This window comes from Pseudomonas mangrovi (genome assembly GCF_003052585.1).
Lineage (GTDB): Bacteria > Pseudomonadota > Gammaproteobacteria > Pseudomonadales > Pseudomonadaceae > Aquipseudomonas > Aquipseudomonas mangrovi.
On sequence record NZ_QASN01000006.1, the window covers coordinates 76,989 to 93,349 of the forward strand.

Here is a 16,361-nt window from a genome sequence, read left to right on the forward strand (position 1 = left end):
TCAACCGTCCGTCAGCCTGCGGGCAAAGGCCTGCAGTGTACGGGTGAGTGGACCGACCGGCCAGTCGCGCCCCGCGAAGCGCCGCACAGGCCAGACACCATAGAGGCTGTTGCAGACGAATATCTCGTCGGCCCCCAACAAATCGGCCCGTTCGTAGTCGCCCACGACACAGGGGACGCCAAGGCTTTCAGCATGCTCCAGCAGCTCGGCGCGCATCACCCCAGCCACGCCGCAACGGGTCAGAGCCGGGGTCTGCAGGACACCCTCACGGATCAGGAAAAGGTTACTGAAAACCGCTTCGACAATCCGGCCCGAAACATCGCAAACCAGACCTTCTGCGTAGCGCATGTCCTGCCACTCGGCACGGGCCAGGACCTGCTCCAGCCGATTCAGATGCTTCAGGCCGGCCAACAGCGGCTGCTCGGCCAGGCGCGTGCGGCACTCGTACAGCTCGATGCCGTCCTGCGCATTGCCGACGGGGTAAATCGGCTGTGACGCGCCCATGATGATGCGACGCGAGCGTGCGAGAGATGGCGGAGCGTAACCACGCAAGCCATCGCCACGGGTGAGGATCAGCTTGGCTACGCCGTCGCCCAGCTGTCGACAGAACAGTTCGAGTTCCTCGCGCACCTGTTCGAGATCAACCGCAATGGCCAGGCGCTCGCAGCCTTCAGCCAGCCGCGACAGATGACGCTCCAACTGCAGCGGCTGGCCGTGACGAACAGCCAGGGTCTCGAACAGCCCGTCACCGTAGGCCAGCCCCCGGTCTTCCAGGGGCAGGCTTTCAGCGGGCTGACCATCGACCCAGTGGGGCATCAACCGTTGAAGCGACGGAAGATCAGCGAACCGTTGGTACCGCCAAACCCGAAGGAATTGGATAGCACCACGTCCACCGGCATGGCCCGCGCTTCGTGGGGGACGAAGTCGAGGTCGCAACCTTCACCGGGGTTGTCCAGGTTGATAGTCGGTGGCGCCACGCGATCACGAATGGCGAGAATGCTGAAGATCGCCTCAACTGCACCTGCCGCACCCAGCAGGTGGCCGGTCATCGACTTGGTCGAACTGACCGCTACGCTCCTGGCACTGTCGCCGAACACCGACTTGATGGCCGATACCTCGGCGATATCACCGGCTGCAGTGGAGGTGCCGTGGGCGTTGATGTACTGAACCTGCTGCGGATTCAGTCCAGCATCGCGCAGGGCATTGCCGATGCAACGTGCCGCGCCGGCGCCATCTTCCGGGGGTGCCGTCATGTGGTAGGCATCGCCGCTCATGCCGAAACCGATGATTTCGGCGTGAATGGTGGCGCCACGCGCACGAGCATGCTCCAGCTCTTCCAGCACCAACGCACCGGCACCATCGGAGAGCACGAAACCGTCGCGATCCCGATCCCAGGGGCGACTGGCCCGGGTCGGCTCGTCGTTGCGCGTGGAAAGTGCGCGGGACGCAGCAAAGCCGCCCATGCCGATGCCACAGGCGGCCATCTCGGCGCCGCCGGCCACCATCACGTCAGCTTCGCCGTACATGATGTTGCGGGCAGCCATGCCGATGCAGTGAGTACCCGTGGTGCACGCCGTGGCGATGGCGTAGTTGGGACCCTGCAGGCCGAGATGGATCGACAGGAACCCGGAAATCATGTTGATGATCGAGCCAGGCACGAAGAACGGCGATATCCGCCGAGGGCCCTGCTCGTGCAACGAGCGGCAGTTACTTTCGATATTGGTCAGGCCGCCGATGCCCGAGCCCATGGCCACGCCAATGCGCTCACGGTTGGCGTCGGTGACCTCTAGGCCCGAATCACGCACTGCCTGGATACTCGCAGCCAGGCCGTACTGGATGAACAGGTCGAGCTTGCGTGCTTCCTTGGCAGAGAGGTACTGCTCCACATCGAACCCGCGCACCGATCCGCCGAAGCGGGTGGAAAAGGCAGACAGATCCAGATGCTCGATGGGGGCAATGCCACTGCGCCCGGCAAGAATGCCGTCCCAACTGCTTGCGACATCGGTGCCCAACGGCGACAGCATGCCCATTCCGGTGACCACGACGCGTCTACGCGACACAGCAATCTCCTCAAAACCAGATATTTATTGCAGCTCTCGATTCAGCTCGCACGTCGGACTACCCGAAGCTGCCGGAAGCAGCCAGGAAGGACGGAGCCAACTTTCTCCAGCGGAAAGAAAAACCGCACTCCAATGAAGGCAGTGCGGCTTTCTTCGTACAGGAATCGACTACTTATTGCGCGTGCGCAGTGATGTAGTCGATGGCTTCCTGGACAGTGGTGATCTTCTCGGCCTGCTCGTCCGGAATTTCGGTCTCGAATTCCTCTTCCAGAGCCATCACCAGCTCAACGGTGTCAAGGGAGTCGGCACCCAGGTCTTCAACGAAGGAAGCACTGTTGGTCACTTCCTCTTCCTTGACGCCAAGTTGCTCGGCAACGATTTTCTTGACGCGTTCTTCGATGGTGCTCATACCTAGTTTTCACTCCTAGTGGACAGTCCAGCAGCTGGTCTGCGGGTTAGTGTATAGAAAGGGTTTTCAGCATTTCAAGCTGCTCGCCTGCCACCCTGCGCCCCTCAAGGCATCCATCTTCAACCAGATGCGGCTCGATGGCGAATTGTAGACGGGCTGTATGACAACTTTCTGGTGACTTTCGTCACATTCAACTCATGTACATGCCGCCATTCACCGGGATGGTCGCCCCAGTGACATAGGCTGCGCCGTCAGAAGCCAGGAAAGCCACGACCTTGGCGATCTCCTCGGCCTGCCCCAGACGACCCAGCGGAATCTGCCCCAGCAGAGCGTCACGCTGTGCGTCGGGAAGTTCGCGCGTCATGTCGGTATCGATAAAACCCGGCGCGACCGCATTCACGGTGATGGCTCGCGAGCCGACCTCGCGCGCCAGAGCGCGACTGAAGCCCTCGAGCCCGGCTTTGGCGGCAGCATAGTTGGTCTGGCCGGCGTTGCCCATGGCTCCGACCACCGAGCCGATGTTGATGATCCGCCCCCAGCGTGCCTTGGTCATGCCGCGCAGCACCGCCTTGGAAAGGCGATACAGGCTGTTCAGGTTGGTGTTGATGACATCGAACCACTCGTCGTCCTTCATCCGCAGCATCAGATTGTCGCGGGTAATACCGGCATTGTTGACCACGATCAGCGGCTGCCCGAGATGCTGCTGGATATGCTCCAGCGTACTGGCTACGGACTCGTCGTTACCGACATCCAGAACCAGCCCGGCACCTTCGATGCCATTTGCCTTGAGCGTCTCGGCGATGCGTTCGGCACCCGTCGGGCTGGTTGCGGTGCCAATGACGATAGCGCCCTGACGGCCCAGTTCCAGCGCAATGGCCTGACCGATACCACGACTTGCGCCAGTAACCAGCGCCACCTTGCCTTGCAGACTCATGCGTATCTCCTTGCTCAAACCAGGGCGGCGCGGGCCGCTGAAAATGCTTCCGGAGTATCCAGATTATGGGTACCGATACCTTTGACGCAGCGCTTGTTGAGCCCAGACAGGACCTTGCCGGGCCCACACTCGACCAGATCGGTAACCCCACGCGCGCTCAGCGCAACCATGGACTCCACCCAGCGAACCGGGCTATACAACTGCGCCAGCAGATCCTGCTTGAGGGTATCCAGATCGCTAACCACTGCAGCGCTGGTGTTCTGCACCAGGGCAATTTTCGGTTGCTGCCAGTCGATGGCAGTGACCGCCTCGGCGAAGCGCTCGGCTGCCGGGCGCATCAGCGCACAGTGCGACGGCACGCTGACCGGAAGCGGCATGGCACGCTTGGCACCACGAGCCTTGCAGCCCTCGATCGCCCGCTCGACTGCCGCGGCAGAACCGGCGATCACCACCTGGCCGGGTGCGTTGTAATTGACCGCGCTCACCACCTCGCCCTGCGCTGCCTCATCGCAAGCAGCGCGCACATCGGCATCTTCCAGACCGAGAATCGCAGCCATACCCCCCTGACCTGCAGGCACAGCCTGCTGCATCAGTTGCCCGCGCAGCTCCACCAACTTGACCGCAGCGGCAAACGGCAGGCTGCCGGCAGCGACCAGCGCGGAGTATTCGCCAAGACTGTGGCCCGCGACGAAGGCCGGCTCGGCGCCCTGCTCTGCCAGCCAGAGACGCCAAAGGGCCACGGAGGCCGTGAGAATGGCCGGCTGGGTCTTGTCGGTTTGATTCAACGCCGTTTCAGGACCCTGCTGGGTCAGCGCCCAGAGATCGTAGCCCAGGGCGGCGGACGCTTCAGAGAAGGTATCCAGAACGAGAGAACTGCCGGCACCGTGCTCTGCGAGCATGCCGAGCGACTGGGACCCCTGACCGGGGAAAACAAATGCGAGGGAAGCGGACATGCAGAAAAATCCCTGTGAACTCGATGAAAGATCAGCCGGGTGACCGTTGATCAGACTGTCGCTTGGATGGCCGACCTGAAACAGGGGTCACATCCTACAGCAACAGATGCTCCAGCCGTCCATGCAGGCGCTGCGGCAGGTCCTCGCGAATTTCCCGATGAGCCAGGCGGATGGCGCTGCGGAAGGCCTCCACACCCGCCGAGCCATGGCTCTTGACGACGATGCCCTGCAACCCTAGAAAGCTGGCACCGTTATGCCGAGCCGGACTCAGCTCGGCCTGCAGCCCGCGTAGCAGTGGCATCGCCACCACACCGGCAAGGCGTGCCAGCAGGCTCGACGAGAACAGCCGCTGGATTCGCCCGGCAATCATCCCGGCAAGTCCTTCACTGGCCTTGAGCAGAATGTTGCCAACGAAGCCGTCGCAGACCACCACATCGGCCTCTCCGCGGTAAAGACCATCACCCTCAACGAAGCCGACATAGTTCAGCCCTGGCGCCTGCTGCAGGAGACTGGCGGCAAGCTTTACCTGCTGATTGCCCTTGACGTCTTCTGTACCGATGTTCAGCAACGCGATCCGCGGACGCTCGATCCCCAGCGCCTCGGCGGCCACCATCCCCATGACGGCGAATTGATAGAGGTGCTCAGCACTGCAGTCGACGTTTGCGCCCAGATCAAGCAGATGGGTGTGGCCGGCCTCGGTGGGAATGGCGGTGACCATTGCGGGACGGTCGATACCTGGGAGGGTCTTCAGCACGTAGCGCGACAAAGCCATCAGCGCGCCGGTGTTGCCGGCACTGACACAGGCCTGCGCCTCACCATCGCGAACCAACTGCAGAGCAACCCGCATCGACGAGTCAGCCTTGGCGCGCAGCGCCTGCGACGGACGTTCAGCCATGCCGATAACGTCAGCAGCGTGCAGGATTCGCAGACGGGAACGATCCACCGAAGGCTCGGCAGAAACAAGTTCTTCCAGGAGGGATGACTGGCCAACCAGCACCAGATGCAGCGAGGGGAATTCGGCCAGGCTCTGAAGGCAGGCCGGAACAATGCAGTGGGGACCGAAGTCCCCACCCATTGCATCGATAGCGATAACCGGAGCTGACAAGGTTACTCGTCGGCGCCCTTGTCGATCACCTTGCGGCCACGATAGAAGCCGTCCGGGGAGACGTGGTGGCGCAGATGAACTTCACCGGTGCTCTTCTCGACGGACAGTGCGCTGGCCTCGAGGGCATCGTGGGAACGACGCATGTCACGAGCGGAACGGGATTTTTTGTTCTGCTGAACAGCCATAATTTATTAACTCCTAAACGTTTGGGTCACGCTTTAACTGCGCCAAAACACTGAACGGGTTGGACCGGGTCACCTCGTCCTCGCTCGGTTCGGGCTCTTCGAGACCCGCCGGCTGCTGGCAATCTTCCGGAGCATGGGCAGGGACGATGGGCAAGGCGAGCAGAAGCTCTTCCTCGATCAGCTCCAGAAGATCCAGAGGATCCTCTCCCACTTCCAGTACGTCGTAGCCTTTCGGCAGCGACTGGGTATTGGCACTCTCGCGTACCACCGCGTATTCGCATTCGCTGTGGATCGGCAGCGTGACCAGTTCCAGACAACGCTGGCACTCCATCTTCACATCGACATCCAGCGAACTGCGAATGACCACAGTGTGCTGTTCGTCGCGATCGAACTCCAACTCCGCACGTACAGTCCCGGAGCCTTCAGCAATCGCTTCGCAAAGCCGCGTGAAACCGGCTAGCGGCATCTCCCCCTTGAGGGTGGTGCCGCGATCAGCCAGCTTGCGCGGATCGACATGAGGTGGAATCGGCCCATTCAACATAGGCGCCGCATTCTAGGGATGCACCCCGCCCCTGTCAAAGGAATTTCCGCCTGTGCCGGATGAGTCGCCGGGGCTAGAATTCCTTTCCTTTATATATAGGTAGGACTTCCATGCCACCCCTGCTGCTGGCCTCCAGCTCCCGCTACCGACGCGAACTCCTCGAGCGCCTGCGCCTGCCCTTCACCACGGCATCACCGGACATAGACGAGAGCCCGCTCGCCGGGGAAGCCGCAGAGGATCTGGTCACACGTCTGGCACGGAACAAAGCCACAGCGCTGGCGGCGAGCCATCCAGGGCACCTGATCATCGGCTCCGATCAGGTAGCCGTTCTCGACGGCTACATTCTCGGCAAGCCCGGCAATCACGAGCGTGCTCGCAATCAGCTGCTCGCCGCCAGCGGACGGCGCATCAGCTTTCTCACCGGACTGGCACTGCTGAACAGCCGGACGGGCCACTGCCAGGTCGACCACATCCGCTTCAATGTGGACTTTCGCGAACTGGAGGAGGATCGCATCGAGCGCTACCTGCGCGCCGAGCAACCCTACGACTGCGCCGGCAGCTTCAAGGCCGAAGGTCTTGGTATCAGCCTGTTCCGTCGCACCGAGGGCGAGGACGCCACCAGTCTGATCGGACTGCCATTGATTCGCCTGGTCGACATGCTATTGGCCGAAGGCGTGCAAATCCCCTGATCGACACGCCTTCAGCATCAGCGCAGCGTCGGCCCCTGGAAGCCCATCCACATCGCCAGATGCTCGGCGACACTGGCACCAAGGCGCTTGGTGAAGCGATCGAAGGGCGTTTCCTGCACGCTGAAATCAACCAGATTGGCCTCACCGACAATCTCCCGGGCGACGTAGCTGGTACTACCCAGCCCGTCCACCAGGCCCAACGCGAGCGCCTGTTCACCAGACCAGACCAGGCCACTGAACAGCTCGGGATGCTCGGCATCCTTGAGGCGCTCACCACGACCCTTCTTCACGCTGTCGATGAACTGGCGATGCGTGGCTTCCAGGACCCCCTGCCAGAACACCCGCTCGTCTTCCTTCTCCGGCTGGAAGGGATCGAGGAACGCCTTGTGCTCACCGGAGGTATAGACGCGCCTTTCGACACCCAGCTTCTCCATGGTCTCGACGAAGCCGAAGCTGGCGGCGGTCACCCCGATGGAACCGACCAGGCTGGACTTGTCGGCATAGATCTCATCCGCGGCACTGGCAATGTAATAAGCCCCGGAAGCCCCCAGATCGGTGATCACCGCGTAAACCTTGATCTCGCTATGCTCTGCGCGCAGCCGGCGAATCTCGTCATAGATATAGCCGGACTGCACCGGGCTTCCACCCGGACTGTTGATACGCAGGATGATCGCCTTGGTCTTTTCATCCTCGAATGCCTTGCGCAGGCTGCCAACGATATTGTCCGCACTGGCCAGCTCGCGATCCGCGATCATGCCGCGCACCTCGATGATCGCGGTATGCCCATCACCGGAAGTCGCAGCGCCCTGCATCTTCATCGCCGGCGAGAAGATCAGCAGCGCACCGAACAGGTACACGAAGGTCAGCACCTTGAAGAAGATGCCCCAGCGTCGCGAACGACGTTGCTCCTGAACGCTGGCCAGCAGGGTTTTTTCGAGCAGCTTCCAGCTCTTGTCATCGCCGGCCGACGCCTTCCACTCATCCGACATGCTCACTCACCTCGATTGACTGACGCACCGGCGATTCCAGCCAGGTGCGCAATTGCGAAAACTCATTGATCGCCAGGCGCGGACCGTGCCGATGCAACTCATCCAAAGACTGGGCACCGTAACCTACAGCCACCGAGTCCACCCCAGCGTTGCGCGCCATCTGCAGATCGAAGATCGAATCCCCCACCATCAACGAATGTGCAGGCCCCACAGCGCAGTGCGCCATGATCTGTTCGAGCATCAGCGGCTCAGGCTTGCTCGCAGTCTCGTCGGCACAACGAGTGATATCGAAGAAATCCTGCCAATCCCGGCCGCGCAGCACCCGATCCAGACCCGCACGACTCTTGCCGGTCGCAACGGCCAGCAGATAGCCCGCCGCGCGAAAATCTTCCAAAGCCTCGGCGACACCCGAAAACAGTGGCGAAGGCTGGCTTTCCAGAGTGAGATAGTGCTCGCTGTAGTGATGACGGAAACGCTCGATGCATCGTGCGTCATCCAGCTCGGGATAGAGACTGGCGACCGCCTCGGGCAGACCGAGGCCGATGATGCCCTTGATGCGCGCATCACCGAGCCGCGGCAAACCACAGGCATCACTGGCTGCACGCATCGAATCGACGATACGACCGATGGAATCCACCAGGGTGCCGTCCCAATCGAAGATCAGCAGCTTGTAGTCAGGCACTCAGGCGCTCCAGCGTGGCAGACCAGAGCTCATCGACCGGCGCCTCGACCGTCAGCTCAGTGCCGTCCGGCAAGGTCAGACGCAGGCTGTGTGCATGCAGGAACAGGCGCTTGCCGCCGAGATCGCGGACTTCGCGATCGAACGCCTCGTCGCCATATTTCGGATCACCTGCGATGCTGTGCCCGGCATGCCGGGCATGCACACGAATCTGATGGGTGCGCCCGGTGATCGGACTGGCCTCGACCAGCGTGGCGAACTCGCCAAAGCGCCGTACCACACGAAACAGCGTCAGCGCCTCCTTGCCCTCGTCATTGACCTCCACCATGCGCTCGCCCGAGCGCAGCGTGTTCTTCAAAAGCGGCGCACTGACGCGCTTCTTCGACGTCGGCCAGCTGCCGCGCACCAGCGCCAGATAGCGCTTGTCCACGCCATCACCGCGCAACGCCTCGTGCAGATGGCGCAGCATGCTGCGCTTCTTGGCGATCATCAGCAGGCCCGAGGTATCGCGATCCAGCCGGTGTACCAGCTCCAGCTCCTTGGCATCCGGACGCAGCTGGCGGAACGCCTCGATTACGCCATAGCTCAACCCGCTGCCGCCATGCACGGCGATACCGGCCGGCTTGTTCAGCACGATGAGCCCCTTGTCCTCATAAACGATGGCAGCCTCGAGCCGTTCCAGCAGCCCCTGCGCCAGCGGCGCCGGCTCATCAGGCTCGCTCATGCGCAGCGGCGGAACCCGCACCACATCACCAGCCTGCAGCTTGTAGTCGGGCTTGATCCGCCCCTTGTTCACGCGCACTTCGCCCTTGCGCAGAATGCGATAGATGAGCGTCTTGGGCACACCCTTCAAACGGGTACGCAGGAAATTGTCGATACGCTGACCGGCCAGTTCGGGTTCGACTTCGAGAAACTGGACGGCAGAGGCAGCCGGGGCGGGATTCGTCATGCCGGCGATGATAACAATTTTTTATTGATTTGAAGCACTTAATGATTGCTGATATAGTCCCGAGGCCGCCAAAATCGGCCCGGTTCGGGGATGATCGCAACAAGCTCTCTCCACCGCGTGCACAACATCAAGGATGCAAGGCCATCCTGCAAAACGAGTGACGTCATCTGAGCGCTCTTTTACGAACAAAGCCTTGAGCCACTGACGCCTGCGCTTCCGAGCGTGGGCAATGAAGCCAACCCGCTGCGGATTCTGCGAGCGGTGCCCGATTTTCAGAGATGCGTGTAGGGTGGAGATGCACAGAAGCCGAGCAGCGTAGATTCACCAAGACGCTTCATTTCGTCCGCTGCCGATGCGCCTGATTCCTCCTCCTGATTTATTGCTTCTGTGTCATCACAGAATGCAGGAGACGTCCGTCGCGACCCCGGCCAAGAGCCCACCGTCGCTAGACATTGGAACGATTTACGACCGTTTCTGACGCGCCTGACACCGACCTGAACGTCGTGTGTACCGAACGCGGCTTCCGGCAGCCCCGGAAACCATTGGTACAACATGAAGAGAATGCTGATTAACGCAACTCAACCCGAAGAGTTGCGTGTTGCCCTGGTAGAAGGCCAACGCCTCTACGATCTGGACATCGAGTCCGGCGCCCGTGAACAGAAGAAAGCCAACATCTACAAGGGCAAGATCACCCGCGTAGAGCCCAGCCTCGAGGCCGCCTTCGTCGACTTCGGCTCCGAACGCCACGGCTTTCTGCCACTCAAGGAAATCTCCCGCGAGTACTTCAGCAAGGCCCCCGAAGGCCGGGTGAACATCAAGGAAGTGCTGCGTGAAGGCCAGGAAGTCATCGTCCAGGTCGAGAAGGAAGAGCGCGGCAACAAGGGCGCAGCCCTGACCACCTTCATCAGCCTCGCCGGTCGTTACCTGGTGCTGATGCCGAACAATCCCCGCGCCGGCGGCATCTCCCGCCGTATCGAAGGCGAAGAACGCAACGAGCTGCGCGAGGCCCTCAACGGCCTGAACGCACCGGCCGACATGGGCCTGATCGTGCGTACCGCCGGCATGGGTCGTTCCAGCGAGGAAATGCAGGCCGACCTGGATTACCTGCTGCAACTGTGGACGGCGATCAAGAGCGCTTCGGAAGAGCGCGCCGCTCCTTTCCTGATCTATCAGGAATCCAACGTCATCATCCGCGCGATCCGCGACTACCTGCGCCAGGACATCGGCGAAGTGCTGATCGACAGCGTCGAAGCCCAGGAAGAAGCCCTGTCCTTCATCCAGCAGGTGATGCCGCAGTACGCCAGCAAGATCAAGCTCTACGAGGACAGCGTCCCGCTGTTCAACCGCTTCCAGATCGAAAGCCAGATCGAAACCGCCTTCCAGCGTGAAGTGAAGCTGCCGTCGGGCGGCTCCATCGTCATCGATCCGACCGAAGCTCTGGTGTCCATCGACATCAACTCGGCGCGCGCCACCAAAGGCAGCGACATCGAAGAAACCGCGCTGCAGACCAACCTGGAAGCGGCTGAGGAAATCGCCCGCCAGCTGCGCCTGCGCGATATTGGCGGCCTGATCGTCATCGACTTCATCGACATGACGCCGGCGAAGAACCAGCGCGCCGTGGAAGAAAAGGTCCGCGAAAGCCTCGAAGCCGATCGCGCCCGCGTCCAGGTTGGCCGCATCTCGCGCTTCGGCCTGCTGGAGATGTCCCGCCAGCGTCTGCGCCCCTCGCTGGGCGAGACCAGCGGCATCGTCTGCCCGCGTTGCAACGGTCAGGGCATCATCCGTGACGTCGAATCGCTGTCGCTGGCCATTCTGCGCCTGATCGAGGAAGAAGCCCTCAAGGATCGCACCGCCGAGGTTCGCGCCCAGGTGCCGATTCCGGTTGCCGCCTTCCTGCTCAACGAGAAGCGCAACAGCATCACCAAGATTGAACTGCGCACCCGTGCGCGCATCGTGATCATCCCCAACGATCATCTGGAAACGCCGCACTTCGAAGTCCAGCGTCTGCGCGACGACAGCCCGGAAGTCCTCACCGGCCTGTCCAGCTACGAGATCGCCGCCGCCGAAGTCGAAGAAGCCCCGACCGTCGCCTCCACCCGTACCCTGGTGCGCCAGGAAGCCGCGATCAAGACCGCCCCGACCCGACCCGCTCCGGTCGTGGCAGCCGCTGCCGAAGAGGCGCAGCCGGTTGCCCACAAGGCTCCTGAGACCGGCCTGCTGAAGGGCCTGGTCAAATCCCTGGTCGGCCTGTTCGCCTCCAAGGAAGAGCCGGTCAAGCCCGCTGTTCCGGAGAAGAAGCCCGCCGGCCAACGTTCGCCGCGCAGTGACGAGCGTCGTAACGGCCGTCAACAGAACCGCAGCCGTGGCAACCGTCGTGACGAAGAGCGCAAACCACGCGAGGAGCGCGCACCGCGTGAGCCACGTGAGGATCGCCAACCGCGTGAAGCCCGCGAGCCACGTGAAGAGCGTCAGCCGCGCGAAGTGCGCGAGCCGCGTGAGGGGCAGGAAGCCACCCGTCGCGAGCGTCCGCCACGCGAAGACCGCAAGCCGCGTGAGCCGCGTGAAGAGCGTCGTCCGCGTGAACTGCGCGAGCCGCTCGATGCACAGACCGAAGCGCCGACCGACGTCAACGCCGAGACTCAGAGCGAGGAGCGTGTCGAGCGCAAGCCGCGCGAAGAGCGCCAGCCGCGTCCTCCGCGTGAAGAGCGCCAGCCGCGCCCGGCCGCTGCCGAGTCCGCCAGCGATGAAGAACTGCTGAACGACGAAGCCGGCAACGATGAAGAAGGCAACGAAGGCAACGAGAATGGCGAGCGTCCGCGCCGTCGTTCGCGTGGCCAGCGCCGCCGCAGCAACCGTCGCGAACGCCAGCGTGATGCCGACGGCAACCTGATCGAAAGTGCAGAAGACAGCGCACCGGACGAGAACGCTACTCCGGTAGCTCCGGTTGTCGCAGCGGTTGCCATTGCTGCCGACCAGGCCAGCGCTCAGCCGTCCGAAGCCGTTCAGCCAGAGGTTACTCAACCCGAGACTACACAGCCGCAAGCTGCTTTCGTTGACAGCAACGAAATCGAAGCGGTCACCGAGCGCAACGAAGAGGTCGTCGCCAGCGAAGTTCAGGTGGTCGAAGCTCAGGCCGCAGCCGCCCAGGTCGCGCAGCCTGCCGAGACGTTCGAGCAGCCGGCAGCAGTCGTCGCGCCTCAGGCAGAGCCGGTTGCAGCGGTCGAAGCCGAGGTGATCGCGCAGCCCGCTGCGCAGGTAGTCAGCGAGGCGCCGGCCCCTGAGGCAATTGCTGAAGTAGTGGAACCGGCACCGGTCGTGGAAGCACCTGTCGCCAGCGGCGGCCGGGCACCCAACGATCCGCGCGAAGTTCGACGCCGCCAGCGCGAGGCCGAGCGCCTTGCCCGCGAAGCCGCCGAGAATCCGCAGGCCCAACCAGCCGTAGTCGAGGAACAGCCGGTAGCGGCTGAAGCCGAGGTTGCCGCCGACCAGGCCAGCGAAGCGGTCCCCGCCCCGGCCCAGGTGGCCGCTGAAGAGGTAGCGACTCCGGTCGAGCCGATCAGCGAGCGCGTGAGCGAGAGCGATGACAGCGCCACGGTAGCGGGTGAAGAGCCCAAGCCGCAGCAGTAAGCAGTCGCTGCAACATAAAAAGGGGGATGCGCAAGCGTCCCCCTTTTTTGTGGGCTGGATTTGCCGAACGCCAGCGCAGTGCGCTCCGCTTACTACGCCTACCGGAGCACTCGAAGCGCGGCAGACGTGGTAGGTGCTCTCGTAGGGTGGATTAGCCGCACAGCGGCGTAATCCACCAGCCTTAGTTCATTCAGGAATGATGGCGGTCCGAGCAGGCGCTACGGCGCAATGCACTGCGCTTATTGCGCCCTACAGGAGCATGCGAAGCACCGGAGGACATCCGGCCACCGTAGGGTGGATTAACCGCGGCAGCGGCGTAATCCACCACCCGCAGCGTGCTCGGCACCACGGCGCAATGCGCTGCGCTCTTCGGGGCATGCGGGTCGAAGGAGGGCAATGCGCAGGGTGGATTAGCCGCGTAGCGGCGTAATCCACCCGTCAGCGCGGCTCAGGGTGCCAGGCGCTCACGCTGCCAGCCGTTCTCGGCGAGACGGTAGTTGAGGCGGTCATGCAGGCGGCTGGCGCGGCCTTGCCAGAACTCCATGCGTTCCGGCAGTAGGCGATACCCGCCCCAATGCTCGGGGCAATGCGGAGCCGTATCGAGGAAGCGCTGTTCGGTTTCCGCCAGCAGACGCTCCAGTTCCTGGCGGTCTGCGATCACCCTGCTCTGCGGCGAGGCCCAGGCACCCAGCCGACTGCCCAGCGGCCGCACCTGGAAATAGGCATCGGACTCCTGCGCCGACACCTTCTCCACTCGCCCCTCGATACGCACCTGGCGCTCCAGGCTGGGCCAGAAGAAGGTCATAGCGGCGAACGGACGCGCGGCCAGCTCGGCGCCCTTGGCACTGTCGTAGTTGGTGAAGAAGGTGAAGCCGCGCTCGTCCAGCGCCTTGAGCAGCAGCACCCGGCAATGCGGGCGGCCCTGCTCGTCCACCGTGGCCAGGGTCATTGCATTGGGCTCCACCGGGTGCTGTTCGATATCGACAGCCTCGGCAAACCACTGGTGGAACAGGGAGAAAGGTTCGCTGGGGGCCTGAGTTTCGCTCAGGCCGTCACGGGTGTAGTCGCGGCGCATGTCGGCCAGGGTGCGGGTCATTGCTCGAGTCTCCAGGCAGCAGGAGCGGCAAGCTTAACCATTGCCGACGTCGGCGGCTTGACCTGCCGCAACTTAGTTGAGCGGCGACCGACGCGTGCCTATTGCTCCTTGGCGGCAACCACGCGCGGCGTCGGCTTGGCGGTGCTCTTCGCAGGTTCAGCCGGCTTGTCTGGCGCAGGCACCGCCACCGTGGCCGCAACCGCCGGGGAGGGGCGGTTGTACTGACTGATGAGTGCAACCAGGGTGTCCTTGCGGGTCAGGATGATCTCCACGCGACGGTTCAGCGCCCGGCCTTCCTTGCTGTCATTCGCCGCCCGCGGCATATCCGAACCAACCCCCTGGCGCAGCAGACGGTCCTGCTTCAGACCACTGAGGCGAAAGATGGCAGTTACCGACGCAGCCCGGTCGCGGCTCAGGTCGCGATTGAGCTGGTAGGCGCCGCTGCTGTCGGCGTGCCCGAGAATCAGGATACCGACGCGCTCGTCGGCTTCCACCAGCTTGGCCATCTTGCTGAACGGGCCGAGGGTGGAAGGCATCAGCATGCTCGGACGGTCCTTGTTGAAGGTCAGGTCTGCCGGCGCGATCACCAGCAGAACGTTTTCCTTGCGCTCCAGTTCGAAACCGCTGCCGACGATGGCTTCCTTCACCTTCGGTTCGTACTCGTCGAGCCAGGCCTGGGAGACTTCCGGCGGCGGCATCTGCGGAACTTCCGGCTCAACTTCGCGGCTGCTGCAGGCGGCCAGCAAGCCAAGGCAAACGAACAGGGGTAAGGACTTCAACAGGGTCATGGGGTTTTCCATTGTCTTGACTGCTTGATCAACAACGACGAGCCACCGGCCTGGCCGCATGCGGAACATCGGCAGCGGCGCCGGCTTCGCCGGTCACTGCTGATGCGCGTTCTGGATTCTGTACGCAACAGCTTGATTCGCAAAGCCTGTGAGGCGCAAATCGACCAGCGGTTCTCACTTGCCGGCGAGACAGCGACCGGCGGCGCGGGCCAGCGTCTGCGCCCGCGGGTCCATCAACACATAAGGCCCCAGGGTATTGGTGACGAAACCGAAGGCCAGCGCGCGCTCCGGGTCGGCAAAACCCAGGCTGCCACCAGCGCCCGGATGACCGAACGCCTGCGGACCAAGGCCAAAGGTGCCGCCGCCCGCATCGCCCGGCTGATCAAGCATGCAGCCCAGACCGAAGCGGGTACGAGTGAGCAGCGTGCGATCCTCGCCGACGGCCTGCTCGCGGGTCATCTCCGCCAGCAGCGCCGTATCAAGCAGACGACCATCGAGCAGTCCGGCGTAGAACCCGGCCAGGCTGCGCGCGTTGCCGTGGCCATTCGCCGCCGGCTGTTCCATGCGCCGCCACTCGGGCTTGTTGGTGCTGGTCATTACCGACGGTGGATTGTTGAACGCCAGGGTGCTCAGCGCCTGCGGTTCCCCGAGCATCACCCCAAGCAACCGCTGCGCCGCTGCATCGCCCAGGCTGCCCTTGCCACGGGCAATTTCCGCCACCCGGACGAACTCCCCATCTGCCAGGCCGATATGGAAATCCAGCCCCAGTGGCGCAGCGGTGCGGGCGATGATCGAACGCCCCGGAGTGCGGCCGTCGACGCGCTGCAGCAGCTCGCCGATCAACCAGCCATAGCTGATCGGCGAGTAGCCATGCGCCTGGCCCGGCGTCCACCAGGGCGCCTCGGCGGCCAGCGCCGCGCACATCGCATCCCAGTCGTAGAGGGTTTCCGGTGCCAGCGGCTGGCGCACGCCGGTGACGCCCGCGGTATGCGCGAGCAACTGGCGCAGCGTCACAGCCTGCTTGCCGGCAGCGGCAAACTCCGGCCAGATTTTCGCAACGGGGGCATCCAGCTCCAGCTTGCCCTCGGCTACCAGCTGCAGCGCGGCCACCGCGGTAAAGGTCTTGGTGCAGGAGAACACGTTGAGGATGGTGTCGCTGTGCCAGGCCTGCCCGCCGGCCTTGTCGCTGGTGCCCGCCCAGAGATCGACCACCGTCTCACCGCCGACCTGGATGCACAGCGCGGCGCCGCGCTCCTGTGGGTTGTCGAAAAGCGCGGCAAAGGCGTCGCGCACCGGTTCGAACTTCAGATCGAAATAACCCTGAATCTGCACGGCTGGTCCTCTGTCTTGTTGTTCT

At 63.1% G+C, this 16,361-nt stretch carries 16 protein-coding genes; 2 read left to right on the top strand and 14 right to left on the bottom strand.

The genetic code is table 11. The features are described from left to right. From pabC to DBO85_RS03330, 8 genes are all read right to left on the bottom strand, one after another. Window positions 1-816 (bottom strand): aminodeoxychorismate lyase, encoded by an 816-nt coding sequence (gene pabC, locus DBO85_RS03295; protein WP_108105214.1) that lies wholly within the window; start codon window positions 814-816, stop codon window positions 1-3. Further along, window positions 816-2,060, bottom strand: coding sequence for a beta-ketoacyl-ACP synthase II (fabF, locus tag DBO85_RS03300; RefSeq protein WP_108105216.1), 1,245 nt, complete (start codon window positions 2,058-2,060; stop codon window positions 816-818). Before fabF ends, pabC begins: the two co-directional genes overlap by 1 nt. 172 nt (window positions 2,061-2,232) lie before the next feature. Further along, window positions 2,233-2,469 carry an acyl carrier protein gene (gene acpP, locus DBO85_RS03305; protein ID WP_017937819.1) on the bottom strand — a complete coding sequence of 79 codons (237 nt, stop codon included), beginning with the start codon at window positions 2,467-2,469 and terminating at the stop codon, window positions 2,233-2,235. A 190-nt stretch (window positions 2,470-2,659) separates the two neighbouring features. Further along, window positions 2,660-3,403 (bottom strand): 3-oxoacyl-ACP reductase FabG, encoded by a 744-nt coding sequence (fabG, locus tag DBO85_RS03310; RefSeq protein WP_108105218.1) that lies wholly within the window; start codon window positions 3,401-3,403, stop codon window positions 2,660-2,662. A gap of 14 nt (window positions 3,404-3,417) precedes the next feature. Next, window positions 3,418-4,356 (bottom strand): ACP S-malonyltransferase, encoded by a 939-nt coding sequence (fabD, locus tag DBO85_RS03315; protein ID WP_108105220.1) that lies wholly within the window; start codon window positions 4,354-4,356, stop codon window positions 3,418-3,420. Between the two features lie 94 nt (window positions 4,357-4,450). Continuing rightward, window positions 4,451-5,461: a phosphate acyltransferase PlsX gene (plsX, locus tag DBO85_RS03320; RefSeq protein WP_108105222.1), complete on the bottom strand. Its 1,011-nt coding sequence runs from the start codon at window positions 5,459-5,461 to the stop codon at window positions 4,451-4,453. A 2-nt stretch (window positions 5,462-5,463) separates the two neighbouring features. Continuing rightward, window positions 5,464-5,646 carry a 50S ribosomal protein L32 gene (gene rpmF, locus DBO85_RS03325; protein WP_108105224.1) on the bottom strand — a complete coding sequence of 61 codons (183 nt, stop codon included), beginning with the start codon at window positions 5,644-5,646 and terminating at the stop codon, window positions 5,464-5,466. A gap of 13 nt (window positions 5,647-5,659) precedes the next feature. Next, window positions 5,660-6,187: a YceD family protein gene (locus tag DBO85_RS03330; RefSeq protein WP_108105226.1), complete on the bottom strand. Its 528-nt coding sequence runs from the start codon at window positions 6,185-6,187 to the stop codon at window positions 5,660-5,662. Window positions 6,188-6,297: 110 nt separating this feature from the next. Here DBO85_RS03330 and DBO85_RS03335 point away from each other — a divergent pair, with 110 nt between their 5' ends. Beyond that, window positions 6,298-6,876: a Maf family protein gene (locus DBO85_RS03335; protein ID WP_108105227.1), complete on the top strand. Its 579-nt coding sequence runs from the start codon at window positions 6,298-6,300 to the stop codon at window positions 6,874-6,876. A gap of 17 nt (window positions 6,877-6,893) precedes the next feature. On the opposite strand, the gene sppA is transcribed toward DBO85_RS03335, so the two are convergent. The 3 genes from sppA to rluC are packed head-to-tail and all read right to left on the bottom strand — an operon-like array spanning window position 6,894 to window position 9,493. After that, a complete protein-coding gene (gene sppA / locus DBO85_RS03340; protein ID WP_108105229.1) occupies window positions 6,894-7,865 on the bottom strand; it encodes a signal peptide peptidase SppA in 972 nt (323 codons plus the stop codon). After that, on the bottom strand, window positions 7,855-8,547 hold the full coding sequence (locus DBO85_RS03345) for an HAD-IA family hydrolase (RefSeq protein ID WP_108105231.1): 693 nt from the start codon (window positions 8,545-8,547) through the stop codon (window positions 7,855-7,857). Before DBO85_RS03345 ends, sppA begins: the two co-directional genes overlap by 11 nt. Next, the gene (gene rluC / locus DBO85_RS03350) at window positions 8,540-9,493 is read right to left on the bottom strand and encodes a 23S rRNA pseudouridine(955/2504/2580) synthase RluC (protein ID WP_108105233.1); all 954 of its coding nucleotides are present in this window, start codon (window positions 9,491-9,493) and stop codon (window positions 8,540-8,542) included. Before rluC ends, DBO85_RS03345 begins: the two co-directional genes overlap by 8 nt. A 552-nt stretch (window positions 9,494-10,045) precedes the next feature. On the opposite strand from rluC, the gene rne reads away from it, so the two are divergent. After that, window positions 10,046-13,120: a ribonuclease E gene (gene rne, locus DBO85_RS03355; protein ID WP_108105235.1), complete on the top strand. Its 3,075-nt coding sequence runs from the start codon at window positions 10,046-10,048 to the stop codon at window positions 13,118-13,120. A 448-nt stretch (window positions 13,121-13,568) separates the two neighbouring features. On the opposite strand, the gene pdxH is transcribed toward rne, so the two are convergent. From pdxH to DBO85_RS03370, 3 genes are all read right to left on the bottom strand, one after another. Beyond that, a complete protein-coding gene (gene pdxH, locus DBO85_RS03360) occupies window positions 13,569-14,216 on the bottom strand; it encodes a pyridoxamine 5'-phosphate oxidase (protein ID WP_108105236.1) in 648 nt (215 codons plus the stop codon). Between the two features lie 98 nt (window positions 14,217-14,314). After that, window positions 14,315-15,004 (bottom strand): OmpA family protein, encoded by a 690-nt coding sequence (locus DBO85_RS03365; protein ID WP_108105238.1) that lies wholly within the window; start codon window positions 15,002-15,004, stop codon window positions 14,315-14,317. A gap of 174 nt (window positions 15,005-15,178) precedes the next feature. Further along, window positions 15,179-16,336, bottom strand: coding sequence for a serine hydrolase domain-containing protein (locus tag DBO85_RS03370; RefSeq protein ID WP_108105241.1), 1,158 nt, complete (start codon window positions 16,334-16,336; stop codon window positions 15,179-15,181). Between the last annotated feature and the right edge of the window lie 25 nt (window positions 16,337-16,361).

Coding starts and splice junctions, on each gene's coding strand:
- pabC (WP_108105214.1), bottom strand. CDS start 816: ATGCCCCACTGGGTCGATGGTCAGCCCGCTGAAAGCCTGCCCCTGGAA.
- acpP (WP_017937819.1), bottom strand. CDS start 2,469: ATGAGCACCATCGAAGAACGCGTCAAGAAAATCGTTGCCGAGCAACTT.
- fabG (WP_108105218.1), bottom strand. CDS start 3,403: ATGAGTCTGCAAGGCAAGGTGGCGCTGGTTACTGGCGCAAGTCGTGGT.
- fabD (WP_108105220.1), bottom strand. CDS start 4,356: ATGTCCGCTTCCCTCGCATTTGTTTTCCCCGGTCAGGGGTCCCAGTCG.
- rpmF (WP_108105224.1), bottom strand. CDS start 5,646: ATGGCTGTTCAGCAGAACAAAAAATCCCGTTCCGCTCGTGACATGCGT.
- DBO85_RS03330 (WP_108105226.1), bottom strand. CDS start 6,187: ATGTTGAATGGGCCGATTCCACCTCATGTCGATCCGCGCAAGCTGGCT.
- DBO85_RS03335 (WP_108105227.1), top strand. CDS start 6,298: ATGCCACCCCTGCTGCTGGCCTCCAGCTCCCGCTACCGACGCGAACTC.
- sppA (WP_108105229.1), bottom strand. CDS start 7,865: ATGTCGGATGAGTGGAAGGCGTCGGCCGGCGATGACAAGAGCTGGAAG.
- rluC (WP_108105233.1), bottom strand. CDS start 9,493: ATGACGAATCCCGCCCCGGCTGCCTCTGCCGTCCAGTTTCTCGAAGTC.
- rne (WP_108105235.1), top strand. CDS start 10,046: ATGAAGAGAATGCTGATTAACGCAACTCAACCCGAAGAGTTGCGTGTT.
- pdxH (WP_108105236.1), bottom strand. CDS start 14,216: ATGACCCGCACCCTGGCCGACATGCGCCGCGACTACACCCGTGACGGC.
- DBO85_RS03365 (WP_108105238.1), bottom strand. CDS start 15,004: ATGACCCTGTTGAAGTCCTTACCCCTGTTCGTTTGCCTTGGCTTGCTG.